This window comes from Pseudomonas sp. nanlin1 (assembly GCF_045571515.1).
Taxonomy (GTDB): domain Bacteria; phylum Pseudomonadota; class Gammaproteobacteria; order Pseudomonadales; family Pseudomonadaceae; genus Aquipseudomonas.
The window spans coordinates 3213730-3228905 of the sequence record NZ_CP124218.1; the positions used below are offsets into that span (position 1 = coordinate 3213730).

Consider the following 15176-nt stretch of genomic DNA (forward strand, 5'->3'; position numbering starts at 1 on the left):
TCTCCCGGCCTGGCGGTTTCAACTTTATCTGTAGAGCATTGCGATAAACCATGGAAGCGCTACCCATCCTCCTGTTCTGGGGCCTCGCCTTGTGGGCCCTGTTCGGCAAAGCCCAGGTACAGCTGTACCTGTTCTTTGGCTCGATGGCGTTCGGCGCGTTCGCGGTTATTCCGTCGGAATTGACCGGCGGCCTGACCTTTACCCCGACGCCCATGGTGCTCATGCTGATCATTGCCCGCAGCTTGTGCAGCCCGGGCGGCTTCGTATTCTTCGCCACCTCGGCGCTGTCGCCCAAGCGCTTGCTGTTGCTCTTGCTGTTCTGGATCACCGCGATCCTGGCAACCCTGTTCTTGCCGCGTTTCTTCGCCGGTCAGATCATCATTATTCCGGTACGCCTGGAGCTGTCGACGTTCGGCGAACCCCTGTTTCCCACTACGCAAAACATTTCGCAACTGGCCTACATGACGATCTCCATCTTCGCCGTGTTCGCCTTCGCGCGCTTGTTGCGCGATCCGCTGATTCGCCAGCACGCCCTCAAGGCCATGTGCGTGGGTGCTGGGATGGCGGTCTTCACTGGGCTGCTCGACTTCGCCAGTGGTTACGTCGGCCTCGACCCCCTGCTGTCGCCGTTTCGCACCGCCAGCTATTCGCTGATGACCGAAGTGCAGATCATGGGCGGCAAGCGCGTGGTTGGCCTGATGCCTGAGGCGTCGGCCTACGGTGGCCTATGCGTGATGTTCCTGAGCCTGACTTACTTCTTCCGTTACGCCATGCACAAGCGCCAGACCCGCGAACGCACCGCGCCCATCCTGATCCTGCTGTTGATCGCGATGATCTGGCTGTCGACCTCTTCGGCTTCCTATGTGGGCCTGTTTGTCTTCTTGCTCTGCGCCACCATCGAGTGGACGGTGCGCAAGGGCACCCGCCGCGCTGGGCGCATTTCGCCCAAAGGCATGGGGGTCGAATTCTGGACCGCCTGGAGCCTGCTGGTGGTGGTCGGCTGCGTGGTGCTGTTTGCCCCCTCGCTGCTCGACCCTATCGTGGAGAAAGTCAACGAGATGGTCCTCAACAAGTCGCAAACCAGCTCCTTCGAAGAGCGCAGCATGTGGACCGCGACGGGCTGGAACGCCTTGATCGATACCTGGGGCCTGGGCGTGGGCATCGGCGCCACCCGTACCTCCAACTTCGCCGCCGCGGTGTTCAGCAACACCGGGCTGATCGGCGGGCTGCTGTACTTCGGTTTCGTGCTGCAAACGGTGCGCCGCAAGCTTTCACCTGGGGCCGACCCGACCAGCCAAGTGATGCTCGGCGCCGTGCGCTATGCCTTTATTCCCTCGTTCATCGTGGCCCTGCTGACCGCCACCACGCCGGACTTCGGCAGCTATAACGCGTTCCTGTTCGGCATCGCCCTGGCGGTGGTCATCAGCGACCTTAAACGCCAGCGCGAGATGCCTCGACCAACGCCCTACCCACTGGCCATGCCGCTGTCCGCGCATGTCAGCCATGGAATGCCAAAATGACCGCTACCACCACCGACAACACTGTGGACACGCGTCGCTCGCGGGCCGACTTTTATTTCGTCTACATCGCCTACGCGTTGCGCTACCTGTACCTGTTGCTGCTGATCCCGTTCTTCGGCCGGGTACTGGGCGTCGAAGGCTATGGCGTGGTGCTGGCGGCCATGTCGCTGATGACCATCGCCTGGCGGGTGGTCGAGTGGGGTTTTTCTCCGGTGGGCATGCGCGATATCGCCACCGCCAGCCCGTCACGCTATAGCGCCCTGTTCGGTGCCCATGCCAGCGGCCGTTTGCTGCTCAGTGGTCTGGCCGTGGTCGGCGGCGGTATCGCCATTGTGGCCTCGCCGGTGTTGTCGGCCAACCCGTTGACGGGCATCGCGGCAGTGGCGCTGGGGATCGTCTCGGCCTTTAACCTGGGCTGGTATTTCATCGGTAGCCACCGCCCCCGCAGCGCGGTCAAGCTGGAAGTACTCGGCTTTGCGGTCAGCCTGGTGCTGATATTCGCCCTTGTGCGTGGCAAAGGTGATGCCCATGTGGTGATGCTGTCGTTGCTCTGCTCGGCGATCATTGCCCTGGCCGTTGCCCACTGGTGGGTACGCGGCGAGATTCGTCCGGTGAGCCTAGGCCTGAAATCCGGCGCCGGGCTGATACGCTCCTCTGGCACGATCTTTCTGTACACCGGCAGCTCGGCGCTGCTGGTCGCCTCCTCCACTTATCTGCTCGGGTTGCTTGCCGGCCCGGCTGAAGTCGGTGCCTTTGGCGGCGCCGAGCGTTTGGTCGCCGTCGGTTTGAGCGTGATGGCGCCGGCCGGGCAGATCTTCCTGCCACGGGTCACCGCGCTGTTCGTCAGCGATGAACGCGCCGCCTACGCCTTGGTGCGCAAAGCCATGCTCTTGCTGTTGGCCATCGGTTGCGCCGGGCTGGTGTGCAGCCTGCTGCTCGGCCACTGGGTCGTGCCACTGATCTTCGGCCCTGGCTTTGAAGGCAGCGTGGCGATTCTGCAATGCATGGCGCTGCTGTTCCCAATCAACGCAATCACCCTGATTCTCAGCAGCTACGTGCTGATCCCGCTTCACCAGGAACGCCTGCTGGCTAAGGTCGTGCTGATCAGCGCTGCCATAAGCCTGCTTTGCGCGGTGCCCCTGGGCCTGCAGTACGGCGGTATTGGCATGGCTATTGCGCGCATCGGCGGGGAAACCCTGGTGCTGCTCGGCCTGACATTCGCCTGCTGGAAAATGGGCATCCTCACCCGTCTGTTCACTCTCGATTCCAAGGGACACACCAAATGAAGGCATTCGTCGTTATCGCCACCAAAGGGCGCGCGAAGGAGACTTATGTACTGCTCGATTACCTGGCCCAGCAAACGCTGGCGGCCGAGCAGATCCTCTTAGTCGGCAGCGAGCCAAAAGACATCGAAGGCTTCGATCGTCACCCGCTGAGCGTGCAGGGCCTGGCGGTCAGCATGCTGTCCAGTGCCGGCCTGACCACCCAGCGTAACGCCGGCTTGAATGCCCTGACCCCTGCGGTCAAAGACCTGCGCCCTGAAGAGTGGTTCGTGGCGTTTTTCGACGACGACTTCCGCCCTGCCCCGGAATGGCTGGCCAATACCGCCAAGGCCATGGAGCAGGACCGGCAGATCGTTGGCATCACTGGCAATGTCCTGGCCGACGGCGTGTTGACCGAGTTCGGGATCCCCGAGGCCGATGCCCCGTTGTACCTCAGTGGCGCCAAGGCCCCTATGAGCCACTGGTCCAGCTCCACCAAGGTCGAGCAACTGGAAGGCCTATACGGATGCAACATGGTTTACCGCGGCACCATGGCCGGTTCTTATCGCTTCGACGAAAACCTGCCGATGTACGGCTGGCAGGAAGACTGGGACTACTCCAACCGCGCCCTGGCCCTCGGCAAGCTGGTGCTGCAGCCGGACTGCCTCGGGGTTCACCTGGGCGTCAGTGGCGGTCGCACCAGCGGTGTGCGCTTTGGCTATTCGCAGATCTCCAACCCAGTGTTCCTGCTGCGCAAAGGCACCATGAGCTGGCGCAAGGCGTTGACCCTGATGTTGCGCAACGTCACCGCCAACTCGGCCAAGACGGTACTGGGGGTACGTATCAAAGATTTCCCCGGGCGCTTGCGCGGCAACCTAATGGCGTTGGGGCACTTGCTCACCGGCAAGTTGCACCCGCTGCACGTGTTGAAAATCTGATCGACGGCCGCCGACGTGCATTCCCCTTTGCAAAGGACTTCCAGCTTGATTTACGTAAACGCCCGTTTTCTCTCGCAACCCACCACGGGCGTGCAGCGCTATTCCCAGGAAATCAGCCTGGCGCTGGCCAAACTCGCGCCGACGATTCGCTTCGTCGCGCCAGCCAATATTATCCACCCCGAGCTTGCCCGCGAGTTGAATGTCGAAGTCATCGGCAGCCGCACCGGCCACGCTTGGGAGCAGCTTGACCTGCCGGCTTTCTTGCGCAAGCAGGGCAGCCCGCTGCTGGTGAACCTGGCCAACACCGCGCCGCTGTCCTATCGCAACAAGATCTGCACCTTGCATGACGTGGCTTTCGAGCGTTTCCCCCAGAGCTTCTCCTGGAAGTTTCGCCTGGCTTATCAACTGACCACGCCGTGGACAGTGAAAACTTCACGCAAAGTCATGACGGTGAGCGAGTTTTCCAAGAAGGAAATTTGCGAAATCTACAAAACCGCCCCCGACAAAGTGGTGGTGATCCCTAACGCCGTGTCCGATGCCTTCTGCCCCAGCGGCCAGGTGCCAGCCGAGCGTTACCTGCTGGCGGTGTCGTCGATCAACCAGCAGAAAAACTTCCATGGCCTGATCGATGCCTTCAGTCAGCTCACGCAAAACAGCCACAAGCTGTATATCGTCGGCTCGCTGAACCGCAACTTCGCCGACCCGGGCCTGCTGCGCAAAATCGAAAACGACCCACGCATCAAACTGCTGGGCCGGGTCAGCGATGCTGAATTGGTCGATTTGTACAGTGGCGCCGAAGCGTTTATCTACCCCTCATTCTATGAAGGCTTTGGCTTGCCTCCGCTGGAGGCCCAGGCCTGTGGCTGCCCGGTGATCGCAGCCAATGCAGCAAGCCTGCCGGAAGTCTGCCAGGGCTCGGCGTTGTACTGCGACCCGTACGACCCGCGCGACATTGCCCGCAGCATCGAGCAGCTGATTTCTAACCCGGAACTCGCCCGCAGCCTCAAGGAGCAGGGTTTCGCCAACATTACACGCTACAGCTGGACAGCATCGGCCAAGAATCTTCTTGCGGCGATAGGGGAATTACAATGAAAGTCGCAATCATCCATTACTGGTGGCTCAGCAATCGCGGTGGCGAAGCCGTGTGCTCGGCCCTGGTCGAGCTCTACCCGCACGCCGATCTGTTCATCCATGTCTGCAATGAAGACGTGGTGCGCCAAGCGCTGCCGGCCAGTTTCACCGGCAAGATCCACAACACCTTTATCTCGCGCCTGCCCGGGGCCAAGAAACACTACCAGAAGTACCTGCCGTTCATGCCCATGGCGTTGGAGCAGCTCGACCTGAGCGCTTACGACCTGGTGCTGAGCAGCGAGTCGGGCCCAGCCAAGGGCGTGGTCACCCGCCCCGACGCCCTGCACATTTGCTACTGCCATTCGCCGATGCGCTATGTCTGGGACATGTACCACGACTATCTGGCCGGCGCCGGGCGCTTGATCCGTACCCTGTTCCCCATGGTCGCCCATTGGTTGCGCGTGTGGGATCGGTTGTCGGCCGACCGTGTCGACCACTTCATTGCCAACTCAGGCTTCGTTGCCGCGCGGATCCGCAAGTTCTACCGGCGTGACGCCGAGGTGATCTACCCGCCGGTGAACACCACCGAGTTCGACCCTACCCAAGAGCGCGGTGACTTCTACCTGTGCCTGGGCCAGTTGGTCGCGTACAAACGCGCTGATCTGGCGGTCGAGGCCTTCAACCAACTGGGGCTGCCCCTGGTGGTGGTCGGTGAAGGCGAACTGTTCGAGCGGCTCAAGACCCTGGCCAAGCCCAATGTCACGCTGATGGGCCGCCAGCCCTTCCCGGTGATCAAAGACCTGCTGCAGCGCTGCCGCGGCCTGATTTTCCCGGGCATGGAAGACTTCGGTATTGTCCCGGTCGAGGCCATGGCCGCCGGTGCGCCGGTGATTGCCTACGCCAAGGGCGGCGCCCTGGAAACCGTGATTCACGGGCAGACCGGTGTGTTGTTCAACGAACAGAGCGTGGAAGCGTTGATCGCCGCCGTGCGCCGCGTCGAGGACCGTGAGTTCGACTTCCCGGCCGCCACCATGCGGGCCCACGCCGCCGGTTTCGATAAGGCCATTTTCAAACAGAAGGTCCAGGCCTTTATCGACCAAAAGCTGGCCGAGCCACTGTTTGTGCCGCCAAATAAAACGCTGCCCGCGCCGACCGAAGTCTGAGCCCCATGGGCCTACCCTATTCATTTATTGTTCAAGGATCATCACTATGAGCTGCGCAGTCATTTTTGGAGGCTCTGGCTTTATCGGCGTGTTTTTCGCCCGCCAACTACTGAGCGAAGCCGGTTTCACTAAGGTCTACCTGGTCGATAAAGAGCAGGTTGCGCAAAAGCCGTTCCCTTACCGCACGCAGTTGGTGCGCGAAGCCAGCGGCATCGTCGAAGTTCGCGCCGATGTGCGCCAGGCCATCGACTGGCAGCCCGAAGAACCGGTCACCCTGGTGGCGAACTTCGCCGCCGTGCACCGCGAGCCCGGCCACGAAGATTTCGAATACTACGAGACCAACCTGCTGGGCGCCGAAAACGTCTGTGCCTGGGCTGAACGCCTGGGTTGCCAGGACATGATCTTCACCAGTTCCATTTCGCCTTACGGCCCCAGCGAACAGACCAAGGACGAACGCACCGTGCCCGTCCCGGCGACTGCCTACGGCGGCTCCAAGTTAGCTGCAGAAAAGATTCACTTGGCGTGGCTGGCGGCCGACAAGGATAATCGCCACCTGGTGATCGTGCGCCCAGGCGTGGTATTTGGCGCGGGTGAAGGCGGTAACGTGTCGCGCCTGATCAAAGCCGTGATCAAACGTTACTTTTTTTACATGGGCAACCGTAAAACCCGTAAAGCGGGCACCTACGTGAAAGAACTGTGTGCAGCGTTGTGCTGGGTACTGCAGCGGCAGAAAGACCGCGGTGAGCATTTTTCGCTGTTCAACATGACCATGAACCCTGGCCCGTCCATTGAAGAGTACGTGCAGGCAGTGTGCCGAGTGGCCAATGTCGAGCGTAAAATCCCTGCGGTTCCCTATCCCCTGCTACTGGTCGTCGCACATAGTATCAATTTGATTGCACAGCCCTTGGGAATCAAGCATCCTTTCAGTCCGGTTAGAATAAAAAAATTGGTTCGTTCGAACGATATTCGTCCTACTTTCCTGGTAGAAAACGCCTACCCGTATCGCTATACCCTGGAGTCTGCCTTCGCTGACTGGAAACAAAGCTGCCCGCAAGAATGGCAGTGATGTCCAGGCAACCCGCGGGCCGGTAGCTTCGTTCACCCAATTTTTTATCGGAAGCTTTACTGATGCAGTCAAGACCTGTTGCTTTCGTGCTGCTGGCGCGTGGATTTGGCGCCGCAACCTGGAACAAGCGGTTTCACCAAGGGAAGATCATTGGCCTCAATGAAGAGTACGCCTACGGTTACCACCACGCTGAAAAAGCCGGTGTTGACGTCCGCTATTCCGAAGATGCCCCTGAGGGATTGCTGGGTAAATTCGTCCGTCTGGCGACGCGGGCTGTGCTGGGCTTCGACCTGGTACACGCCTGGCACAACCGCGAGGCGTTCTTTGCGGCCGATGTGGTGTGGACCCATACCGAAAGCCAGGGCCTGGCAGCGGGCCTGCTGTGCTGGCTACACCCTCGGACAAGGGCGCCGCGCATGATTCTGCAGTCGGTGTGGATCTGTGACCGCTGGGACAGCTACAGCCGGCTCAAGCAAAGCCTTTACCGCAAGTTATTGGCTAAAGGGTCGATTCTGACGTTCCATTCGCCGCTGAACCTGGCCAAGGCTCAAGCGACCTTCCCCGGGCAGCGCTGCGAACTGGTGCGTTTCGGGATTGCCGCTGACCAGAAGGTCGCGCCGCAAGTCACGCCGGGTCAGCAGCCGGTACGGTTACTGGCCCTGGGCAATGACCGCCATCGCGACTGGGCGACCCTGATCGAGGCAGTGCGCGGCCGCGATGACCTCAGTTTGACCGTGGTCTCCGGCACCATGCCCAAGGCGCTGATCAAGCACATGAGCAACTGCCAGGTGGTACGCCCTACGCACAACGATGAACTCAATGGTCTGTTCGCCAATGCCGACATGGTCATAGTGCCGCTGCAGCCCAACCTGCATGTGTCCGGTATCACCGTGCTGCAAGAGGCGGTGATCAAAGGCCGGCCGGTGATCGTCAGTGATGTCGGTGGGCTGCGTGCCTACTTTGGCGATGACGACGTTTGGTACGTTCGGCCCAACGATATCGCCGCGCTCCAGGCCACCATTGCAGAGATTGCCGATCAGCCGGAACGGGCTTTGGCCAAGGCCATTACCGCCCAGGCCAAAACCGGCCCGGACGGCCTCAGTTCCAAGGCCTTCGCCCGGGATCACGTGCGCTTGAGCCTGGAATTACTGAACAACGAAACGACACCCGAGCTGCGTGGAAGATTGCGCGAATGCTCATTCTAGAGCTCCCCATTTATTGCTCCGGCAAGGAGGCTGCAACATGACTGAAACGATCCTGGTAACAGGCGGTGCAGGTTATATCGGTTCCCACACCACCCTGGCTTTGCTCGAAGCAGGCTATGACGTCGTGGTGCTGGACAACCTATGCAATAGCTCGAATGAGTCGCTACACCGGGTCGCGCAATTGGCGAACAAAGCGGCGCTGTTCGTCGAAGGCGATATCCGCGACGCAGCGCTGCTCGACAGCCTGTTCGCCAAGCACCCCATCAGCGCTGTGTTGCACTTCGCCGGCCTCAAGGCCGTGGGCGAAAGTGTGCGTGAACCGCTGCGCTATTACGAAAACAATGTCGCGGGCACCGTCACCCTGTGCCAGGCCATGGCCCGCGCAGGTGTGTATCGCCTGGTCTTCAGTTCGTCGGCCACGGTGTACGGCGAGCCGACCCAGATGCCTATCCGCGAAGACTTCCCTACCGGCGTCCCCACCAACCCTTACGGGCGCTCCAAATTGATGGTGGAGCAACTGTTCGCCGACCTGGCCCAGTCCGAGCCAAGCTGGCGCATTGCGGCGCTGCGCTATTTCAACCCGGTAGGCGCGCACCACAGCGGGCAGATCGGCGAAGACCCCAACGGCATCCCCAACAACCTGCTGCCCTATATCAGCCAAGTGGCGATCGGCAAGCTGGCCCAGTTGGCGGTGTTCGGCAACGACTACCCCACGGTCGATGGCACCGGCGTGCGGGACTACATCCACGTCGTCGATCTGGCCGACGGCCACTTGAAAGCGCTGCAGGCGATGACCTCACGCAGCGGCCTGCACATCTGGAACCTGGGCACCGGCGTTGGGTACAGCGTGTTGCAGATGCTCAAGGCGTTCGAACAAGCCAATGGCCTGACCATCCCCTACCGTTTGGTGGCGCGTCGGCCGGGTGATATTGCCGAGTGCTGGGCCGACCCCGCCAAGGCTGAAGAAGAATTGGGATGGCGCGCGACCCGTGGGCTGACTGACATGATGGCCGACACCTGGCGCTGGCAGTCGGCAAACCCCCAAGGCTATGCCGTAGCCGCCGCCCTGAATGAGCCGTTATCGGCCTAAAGAAATATGCGCAGCCCAGCGTTGGCTGCCAGGGTGTTTTTTGCTGCACCGCCAACTGGTGAATCCCCGCGAGGGGCCCGTTGGCTTTGTTGTTATTTTTTCAGGGTTACCCTTTATATAAGGCGCGTTTTACCTATGTTGACTCACATCAACTGGATCAGGGGCATTGCAATTGTCCTGATCGTTTTCATTCACATGGCCGACGGGTTGGTCTACAACCTCGGCCCGGTGGAAACGATCGCCATCAGTTTATTGACCAAGGAAGCCACTTGTATTTTTGTCGTGGTCTCCGGGTTTTTCTTTCAGTTGAATATCGACAAGTACAGCTACCAGGTTTACCTGACGAAGAAAATCAATAACGTCATTATTCCCTACATACTCATTTCGATTCCGGCCATTCTGATTTACGTATTGGAGTTCAAAACCGAACACAAGTGGGTCGATATGCCGGCCTTTTACAGTAAGCCGGTGATCGACCAGGTGTTGTTTATGCTGGGCACCGGGGCGCACCTGGGGCCGCTGTGGTTCATTCCCGCCCTGGCCCTGCTGTACCTCGTTGCACCGCTGCTCAAGGCGCTCTCGAAAACGCCTGTTTTCCCTTTGCTGGTGGGCATGGGGGCGGTGTTCTTCGCCCTCACCGAACGGCCGGAAAACGACTCCAACCCGCTGCTTGCGGCAGTGCACTTTCTGCCTATTTACCTGCTTGGCATGCTGTTTTGCCAACACCGGCAACGCCTGCAAGCGCCGCGTTTCATTCCGGTATTTGCAGCCTTGTTCCTTATTTTGTCGGTGATGTCCTGCTACGACATGAACCTGATCGGCCTACAGAAGGCCGCTTTGTGCTTTCTCCTGTATGGCACCCTGCTCGCCTACCGTGAGTACATCGAACGGCGCCATGGGCGTATCGCCGAATGGCTGAGCTTGATCGGCACCTACAGTTTTTCGATTTACTTTATCCATGGTTATTTCGCCGGTGCCTTTCGCATCATCAGCGACTACCTGACATTCGATCAGTTTTTTAGTTACCTCGGTGCTCGTATCCTGCTCACCGTGGTAACGGTGCTGGCGTGTATCGCCATCACCCAATGTGTAAAAAATGTGGCAAAGCGCAATAGCCGAATCCTGATTGGCTCATGAACTGACCCGCAACATAGAAACCGGCAACCCAGCACAGGCGAGACCATGAGCAGCGCGATTAAGAACTTCCGAACCGATATCAACGGGCTAAGAGCCTGGGCCGTGGTGGCCGTTATCTGCTTTCACTTCGGCATTCCGGGTTTTTCCGGAGGGTTCGTGGGGGTCGATATCTTTTTCGTGATATCAGGCTTCTTGATGACAGGGATCATTTTGCGTGGCCTGGAAAAAGGCGAGCAACGCGGGGCCCGGCGCTTTTCCATCATCGATTTCTACCTGGCCCGGGCCCGGCGCATCATTCCGGCGCTGCTGGTGCTGTGTGCCGTGTTGTTGCCATTAGGTTGGCTATGGCTGCCTGCCGTAGAGTACAAGGTGCTGGGGACGCATATCGTCAGCGCCCTGGGGTTCTTCTCGAACATGACTTTCTGGCATGACGCCGGTTATTTCGACAGTGACTCCCATGACAAGCTGTTGCTGCACACCTGGTCGTTGTCGGTGGAATGGCAGTTCTATCTGATTCTGCCGGTGGTAATGGCCACCATCTGGAAAATCCGCCCTGGCCGTGGCCCGCAGCTGTTTATCGTGGCCGCCGGTTTGTTGCTGTCGCTGGCGATCTGCATCATCGCCACGCCGATCCGCACCAGCGCTTCTTTCTACCTGCTGCCGACTCGCGCCTGGGAAATGCTCGCCGGCGGCCTGGTTTACCTGTGGCTCGGCCGTATCGCCTTGACTGCCATGTGGCAGCACATTCTGGAGCTGGTCGGCTTCGCCATGGTCATCGCCTCATTGGTGATCTTCGATGCAGACACCATCTGGCCGGGCTGGCGTCCGCTGTTGCCGGTCGTCGGCACCATGCTGATCCTCACCGCTGCGCGTCAGGGTTCGCTGTGGACCGGCACCCGCTTGGCGCAGTGGCTGGGCGACTGCTCCTATTCGCTGTACCTCTGGCACTGGCCGCTGGTGGTGGCGCTGGTTTATATGCAACTGGAAAAAGACCCGCTGGCCATCGCCGCGGGCCTGGTCTGGACCCTGCTGCTGGGGCGTCTGTCGTATAACTTGATCGAGAACAAAACCCGTACCGCCCTCGACCGCATGCCTAAATGGCAGGGCGCCGGCGCCATCGCCGCCGCCTTGGTGATCGTCGCCTTGCCAAGCCAGGTGATTCGCCAGGACGACGGCGTGCCTGGCCGGTTGTCGGCGCAGATCGACGCGGTCTTCAACGAAGGCGAAAACACCAACCCGGATCAAAAGCGTTGCCTGGTGAGCGAGTTCTCCAACCCGCCTGAATGCGTGCACGGGGGGGATGAGACTGGCGCGATTGTGATCGGTGACAGCCATGCTGAAGCGATGATCCATGCCGTCGAAGACGCCCTGCCCAGCACCCGCTTCAACATACGCAACTTGACCATGAGTAACTGCCCGACCATCGCCGGGATCAAGGCCATTGGGCAACCCACCTATACCTGCGGCAAGTACATCGCGCAGAAGGTCAAAGAACTCGAAAGCAGTAACGACCGCCTGCCCTTGATCATCATCAACCGTACTTCGTACTACGTCTTTGGCCCCAACGAACCGGACCGTACCCGTGAGTTGGCCGTGCCCTACCTGTACTTCAACCAGCCTTACAACGCACGCTCCCCGCAGTTCCTCGGCGACATGCGTGAAGGCATCATTGCCACCGCGTGCGAGTTCGCCAAGAACCGCCCGGTGTATATGATGCGGCCGGTGCCGGAACTGATGTTCAACGTGCCCAAGACCATGGGCCGGGCGCTGATGCAGGGCAAGAAAGTGCAAATCAAGATGTCCATGGCGCAGTACAAACAGCGCAATGACTTTGTCTGGAAAACCCAGGACATGGCCGCCGAACGCTGCGGGGTGAAGATCCTCGACCCGCTGCCGTACCTCTGCAAAAACGGCCAGTGCGCGGGCGACGTCGCCGGTCTGCCGGTTTACTACGATGACGACCACCTGAACATGGACGGCGCGGCGCTGCTGACCCCTATGTTCCGCCAGGTGTTCAACGCTCCGGCCGAAGCCAATAGCATGACTGCCGCCCAATAAGCCCTGGTCTTTACAGAAGAACACCCTATGAAATTCCAGATACCTGAACGTTTTCACTCGCTAGACCTGATCCGTGGCATTGCCGCGTTGTCCGTGGTGTTTTGGCATTGGCAGCACTTTTTCTACAACGGCACCGCTGCAGGTCCTTATGAGCTGCAGGCGCAGCCCTTTTATTCAGTGTTTTTCGTACTGTATGAAACGGGCTGGTTGGCGGTGGACTTCTTCTTCTCGCTGTCGGGCTTTATCTTCTTCTTTCTATATGCCGAAGCCATCGCTTCGCAGAAAGTCAAAGCCTGGCCGTTTTTCGTGCTGCGCTTTTCCCGGCTGTACCCGCTGCACATCGCCACGCTGCTGTTCGTGCTGGTGATGCAGCAATGGGTATTCGCGCACACGGGCGATTACTTCGTGATCCCGTTCAACGACGGCTACCACTTTTTGCTCAACCTGTTCCTGGCGTCTAACTGGGGGCTGGAGAACGGCTATTCGTTCAACGGGCCGATCTGGTCGGTGTCGGTCGAAGTGCTGATGTACCTGATGTTCTTCGCCATGTGCTGGCTGTGCAGCCGTCGCCTGGCGGCGACCCTGGCGCTGGTAGCCATCGGCTTGGTGCTGTTCGCGATTTTCCCGGTGCTGGGCCGTGGGGTGTTTTCGTTTTTCTTTGGCGGCCTGACCCTGATGTTCTTCCGCTACCTGTGCCAACGGGATTGGGTCAACCCAGCCCTGACCATCGCCGCCAGCATCACCGCGCTGCTGTGGGTGGGGACCGTATTGGAAGTGGCTTCGCCGTGGTTCTGGCCTGCCGTGATGGGTATCTTGAACGCCCTGCTGCCGGAGCACCTGCACGGCCTGGCGGACAAAGCCGTGCACCTGGCTACGCGCTTTAGCATCGTCGGCTTGCTGTTCCCCATGACCATCCTCACCCTGGCCCTGGCCGAAACCCGCCGGGGCCACTTGGGCCGGCGCTTCGCGATCATTGGCAACCTGAGCTATTCATCCTACCTGCTGCACTTTCCGTTGCAGTTGGTGATGTTCACCCTGGTCACCCAGTTAGGCGGCAGCGCCCAGTACTTCTACAACCCGACGTCCATGTTGCTGTTTTTTGGCATCCTGATCCCGCTGTGCCTACTGAGCTATTACTACTTCGAGGCACCGGCGCAGAAGACCCTGCGCAAGCTGTTACTGCGCGGCTCGCGCCGGCCAAGTACCGCGGCGGCGAGTTAAAGCTAATTGCGCGGTTGGGTGCGCCGTTCCCTATAGTGCTTGTTGGTTAGCACGGCAATGGCGCACAGCACTACATAGGTAGCGGCGTTGGCCGGGATCTGCAGGTTGAAATCGCTGGCGCTGTGGATCAGCAGTGACAGCAAGCCGATGCTGACCCCCAGGCCCATGCCGCTGCGGTATAGCGAGTCGCGCTGCCACATGGCCCGTTGCGCGTGATACAACGCCAATAGCACGAACAGCGCCAGCGGCAGGCTGCCGATCACGCCGTAGTCGATGACGAATTCTAGGTAATCGTTGTGGGCATGGTCGAAATGGTAGGGAATATCCGGCCCGGCCACTTGCGGCAGCACGACTTCGAAGGTGCCAGCGCCCTGCCCCGTCAGCCAATGATCGGCCGCCAGCGGCAAGGCCGCCGCGAACACATTGACCCTTAACTCATTGGCCTTTTGCAGGGTCTGGCCATTGACCACGACATCTTCGAGCTGGGTCGTCGACAAGCGGTCGACCAGCTTCTCCAGGCCAAAGTACTGGCTGACGATCAGCACATCGATCAGCAGCAGGCTGGCCAGGATCAAGCCATTGCGCAAGCGATGCTCCCGGCTCGACAGCAAAAACAGGCCGCCCACCAGCAGGATACTGGTGAACAAGGCGACATTGCCCATGCGCGAATGGCTCATGACCAAGGCGATCATCATCAAAATCAACGCCAGACGCAGCCGTGCCTTGGGGCCGAGCAAGGTTTCCAGCACATGCAGCCAGCGAAATGGCCGCTCGTCGCGCAACGCCAAGAGCAAACCAATGCCGCAGGCGACGGTGATTTCCAGGTACCCGGCGAAATGGTTGCGGTTGATAAAGGTGCCCGTGGCATCGCCGAAGTAAGCGCTCTTAGGGCCGAACAACAGCCACTCGACGCCAGACAGGGTCATCACCGTGCCGTAAAACGCCTGGCACGTGCCGCTCAGCACCAGCGTTCCCAACAATAGGCTGAGGCGCCGACGGGTGCGGAACAGGTCCACCGTGACGAGAAACAACAGGCAGTAAGCCAAGCCCAAAAGCATTTGCTGGAAGGTTGCGCCGGGGTCGACGCTGATCCCGCTCAACCACTGCACCGCCACCCACGCCTGGCACAGCAACAACAGGCCCAGCATCGGCAAACCGGCCTTGAGCGTAGGGCTGGTTTCGCGGTTACGGCGCACGGCGTTCACCGCCCAACCCAGCCCGAGTACGCAACAGGCCAGCAACAATAAGGCCACCGACCAGTCGCGGTTACTGCCGACCGGCAAGGGGAGCCAGAACAGCAGCAGCAGAACGCCAGACATCACGGTGCGTTCGAGTTTTTTTGAAGGGGGGGTCATGACCGAAACAGGGTCCTTGCGCCAAGCGGCGTGGAGAGAAAAGGCGATAGCAAAGCGACGGCGAATTTAACGTAAAAACAGCCTTTTCGC

General features: G+C 59.9%; 12 protein-coding genes. 11 read left to right on the plus strand and 1 reads right to left on the minus strand.

Annotation, left to right across the window (positions count from 1 at the left end; all coding sequences use genetic code 11):
• Window positions 1-50 precede the first annotated feature (50 nt).
• The 11 genes from QCL65_RS14830 (at window position 51) to QCL65_RS14880 (ending at window position 13731) form a co-directional block, all read left to right on the plus strand.
• Window positions 51-1520 carry a hypothetical protein gene (locus QCL65_RS14830; protein WP_407309874.1) on the plus strand — a complete coding sequence of 490 codons (1470 nt, stop codon included), beginning with the start codon at window positions 51-53 and terminating at the stop codon, window positions 1518-1520.
• Window positions 1517-2806: an oligosaccharide flippase family protein gene (locus QCL65_RS14835; protein ID WP_407309876.1), complete on the plus strand. Its 1290-nt coding sequence runs from the start codon at window positions 1517-1519 to the stop codon at window positions 2804-2806. The genes QCL65_RS14830 and QCL65_RS14835 overlap by 4 nt, the downstream gene beginning before the upstream one ends.
• Entirely contained in the window at window positions 2803-3720 is a 918-nt protein-coding gene (locus QCL65_RS14840) for a glycosyltransferase family 2 protein (protein WP_407309879.1), read from the plus strand. The genes QCL65_RS14835 and QCL65_RS14840 overlap by 4 nt, the downstream gene beginning before the upstream one ends.
• A 45-nt stretch (window positions 3721-3765) precedes the next feature.
• Window positions 3766-4812: a glycosyltransferase family 4 protein gene (locus QCL65_RS14845; protein ID WP_407309881.1), complete on the plus strand. Its 1047-nt coding sequence runs from the start codon at window positions 3766-3768 to the stop codon at window positions 4810-4812.
• Window positions 4809-5954 carry a glycosyltransferase gene (locus QCL65_RS14850; RefSeq protein ID WP_407309883.1) on the plus strand — a complete coding sequence of 382 codons (1146 nt, stop codon included), beginning with the start codon at window positions 4809-4811 and terminating at the stop codon, window positions 5952-5954. The genes QCL65_RS14845 and QCL65_RS14850 overlap by 4 nt, the downstream gene beginning before the upstream one ends.
• 46 nt (window positions 5955-6000) lie before the next feature.
• Entirely contained in the window at window positions 6001-7020 is a 1020-nt protein-coding gene (locus QCL65_RS14855; protein WP_407309885.1) for an NAD-dependent epimerase/dehydratase family protein, read from the plus strand.
• Between the two features lie 62 nt (window positions 7021-7082).
• Entirely contained in the window at window positions 7083-8225 is a 1143-nt protein-coding gene (locus QCL65_RS14860) for a glycosyltransferase (protein ID WP_407309887.1), read from the plus strand.
• Between the two features lie 37 nt (window positions 8226-8262).
• Entirely contained in the window at window positions 8263-9315 is a 1053-nt protein-coding gene (galE, locus tag QCL65_RS14865) for a UDP-glucose 4-epimerase GalE (protein WP_407309889.1), read from the plus strand.
• A 135-nt stretch (window positions 9316-9450) separates the two neighbouring features.
• Complete coding sequence (locus QCL65_RS14870; RefSeq protein ID WP_407309891.1) at window positions 9451-10452, plus strand: acyltransferase family protein; 1002 nt, start codon at window positions 9451-9453, stop codon at window positions 10450-10452.
• Window positions 10453-10497: 45 nt separating this feature from the next.
• The gene (locus QCL65_RS14875; protein WP_407309893.1) at window positions 10498-12510 is read left to right on the plus strand and encodes an acyltransferase family protein; all 2013 of its coding nucleotides are present in this window, start codon (window positions 10498-10500) and stop codon (window positions 12508-12510) included.
• 27 nt (window positions 12511-12537) lie between these two features.
• On the plus strand, window positions 12538-13731 hold the full coding sequence (locus tag QCL65_RS14880; protein WP_407309895.1) for an acyltransferase family protein: 1194 nt from the start codon (window positions 12538-12540) through the stop codon (window positions 13729-13731).
• A 2-nt stretch (window positions 13732-13733) separates the two neighbouring features.
• On the opposite strand, the gene QCL65_RS14885 is transcribed toward QCL65_RS14880, so the two are convergent.
• Window positions 13734-15086, minus strand: a complete 1353-nt coding sequence (locus tag QCL65_RS14885; RefSeq protein WP_407309897.1) for an O-antigen ligase family protein — start codon at window positions 15084-15086, stop codon at window positions 13734-13736.
• Between the last annotated feature and the right edge of the window lie 90 nt (window positions 15087-15176).